The organism is Arthrobacter sp. CAN_A214 (assembly GCF_015751955.1).
GTDB lineage: Bacteria > Actinomycetota > Actinomycetes > Actinomycetales > Micrococcaceae > Arthrobacter_D.
This window is the reverse complement of the sequence record NZ_JADOUU010000082.1, coordinates 1-2,032: the sequence shown is the minus strand read 5'-3', so window position 1 is coordinate 2,032 and position 2,032 is coordinate 1. Positions and strand designations below refer to the sequence as shown.

Here is a 2,032-nt window from a genome sequence, read left to right as displayed (position 1 = left end):
TGGCGGTTGATCTCGACCGTTTGGGCTGTGGACTCCCCTCGCACTACGTTGATTTCACCGGTGATGATGCCCGCGACCGTGGCCCGGGCGACGTCCTCGGGGGTTTCGTAGTCGAAGCCGTGCTCGGCCTGGGCCTGGGAACTGTCCATCATCGGGGTATCGGTGGCACCGGGGAAGACGTTGAGCACGTGCACGCCCTCTCCGTAGAGCTCCCGTCGCAGGGCTTCCCCGAAGTGGGCGATCCCGGCCTTCGTCGCACCGTAGGTCGCGTAGAAAGCCATTCCGAGCAGACCGAATCCGGAGGAAACGTTTACCACCAGTCCCTCGCCCGAGGCCCGCAGCGCTGGTACCGCGGCACGGGTCAGCAGGATCGGGGCGGTGAGGTTCAGTGCGATCTGTGCCAGGATTTCGGATTCTTCGATTGCCTCGAGTCGGCCGGCGCGAACGTTGCCGGCGTTGTTGATCAGTATGTCGATCCTTCCCAGCCGTTCCTGGGTTGTGGCGACGACAGCTGCGGGAGCGCCGTCATCTGTCAGGTCAGCAGGAATGACTACCGCTTGCCCGCCTTTCTCCCGGACGAGGTCAGCGACCTCTTCCAATGGTTCCCGGCGGCGGCCTACCAGGGCCAGGCGGGGGGAGTATTGGGCCAGTTCCAGGGCCAGGGCACGGCCGATTCCGCTTCCGGCGCCGGTGAGCACGATCGTTCGGTTGTTCAAATCCATGATGAATTCCTTTCCAGAAATACGAGAAGACTAGTGAGATATGAGGACCTTGGTGAAAAAGCGGTGACGGGTACCTCGGAGGCCACAGCCAGAGCGGTCGACTGTCGTCGGTCGCCTGCGGTGATTGGTTTATTCGGCTAGGGAGTTGACGATCTCGGTGGTGACGTTATGGCTGGACTGTGGGTTCTGGTCGGTGATGAGGTTGCCGTCACGCACCACGAAGGGTGACCAGTCCGGGCCCCGCTCCACTACGGCGTCCTGCTCCCGCAGTGCGGTTTCCCTGGCGCTGGCGCTGGCGCTTACGCTGATGTTCGACGCAGCCTTTCTAGGAGAGGAGTTCCAGCTCCCAGTTCTTGACGTCGGCGACCGGCGCGAACAGGCGGCCGTCGACCTCGTCCAGGGGTAGGTTGTTGCGGACTCGGTGTGGCCAGTCCCTGTTGCCTAGTGCGGCTTTGCCCAGGGCGACGACATCAGCGGCTTCCTCCGCGATCAGGGAGGAAGCCGTTTCCGGGTCGTCCAGGTGACCATTGGCAATCACCGGCAGACCTGAGTGCTGCTTGGCCAGTGCTGCCAACGAGAGACCTTCCTCGCCGAAGGCCGGTGCGTACGCCCGGTACTCCGTGGTGTGAATGAAATCGATTCCTGTCGCTGCCAGGGTAGAGAAAATAACTTCCGCTTCCTGGGCGCCGCCAGCCCAGGTGTGGTCGTTGTCGCTGACCTTGGCCTGGGAGATGCGGATGCCTACCGTGAAGTCCGGGCCGACAGCTTCGCGTACGGCACGGGCGATTTCCGCGGCGAAGCGCACCCGGTTCTCGGGGGAGCCGCCGTACTGGTCGGTGCGCTCGTTGAGGTAGTCGGTGAGGAACTGGTCCAGGAGGTATCCGTTGGCGCCGTGGATCTCCACACCGTCGAATCCGGCGTCCCTGGCTCGCAGCGCGGCGGACACGAAGCCCTGACGGACTTCCTCCAGCTGCTCGGCTGTGATTTCCTCCGGAACCCGGTACGGGCCCTGTCCTCGATAGAAGCCCAGCTGCTCACCCTTAGGTGCGACCGCGGAGGGGCCGATTGTGGAGTCAACGAACCGGTTGCCCTGAGTCTGAGAGCCGGCGTGCATGAGCTGAGCGAAGATCTTCGCTCCCGCCCCGTGCACGGCCTCAACGACCTTCTCCCAGGCCTGGGCCTGTTCCTTCGTGGCGATGCCCGGCTGGAAGAGATACCCCTGGCTGTGGGCGGTGTCCGGGTAGATCCCTTCGGTGATCAGCAATCCGAAGCCGCCACGGGCGAAAGCCTCGTAGTAGGACACCATTTTT

The 2,032-nt window shown here is 63.6% G+C and carries 2 protein-coding genes; both read right to left on the bottom strand.

Annotation, left to right across the window (positions count from 1 at the left end):
• Window positions 1–722 (bottom strand): SDR family NAD(P)-dependent oxidoreductase (locus tag IWX65_RS17485; RefSeq protein WP_196884824.1); only part of this gene is annotated, 722 nt, incomplete at its 3' end.
• Window positions 723–1,047: 325 nt separating this feature from the next.
• Window positions 1,048–2,032, bottom strand: a 985-nt coding sequence (locus IWX65_RS17480) for an oxidoreductase (RefSeq protein ID WP_196884823.1), incomplete at its 5' end; no start/stop codon positions are given.